Genomic DNA, 397 nt, shown 5'->3' with positions numbered 1-397 from the left:
CCATTCAGAACCACCGGATCACTATGACCTACTTTCGTACCTGCTCGACGTGTCTGTCTCGCAGTTAAGCTGGCTTCTACCATTACACTAACCGTACGATGTCCGACCGTACTTAGCCAACCTTCGTGCTCCTCCGTTACTCTTTGGGAGGAGACCGCCCCAGTCAAACTACCCACCAGGCACTGTCCGCAACCCCGATTAGGGGCCTACGTTAGAACATCAAAACTACAAGGGTGGTATTTCAAGGTTGACTCCACACAATCTAGCGACTGTGCTTCTAAGTCTCCCACCTATCCTACACATGTAGGTTCAATGTTCAGTGCCAAGCTGTAGTAAAGGTTCACGGGGTCTTTCCGTCTAGCCGCGGGTACACAGCATCTTCACTGCGATTTCAATT

General features: G+C 50.6%; 1 rRNA gene. It reads right to left on the bottom strand.

Annotation, left to right across the window (positions count from 1 at the left end):
- A 23S ribosomal RNA gene (locus BGP78_RS20700) occupies nucleotides 1-397 on the bottom strand; the annotation flags it as partial.

The sequence above is a fragment of the Pseudoalteromonas sp. MSK9-3 genome, from assembly GCF_003590335.1.
Taxonomy (GTDB): Bacteria; Pseudomonadota; Gammaproteobacteria; order Enterobacterales; family Alteromonadaceae; genus Pseudoalteromonas.
Note: the sequence above shows the minus strand (reverse complement) of the source record. Positions and strands in the feature narration are given on the sequence as shown.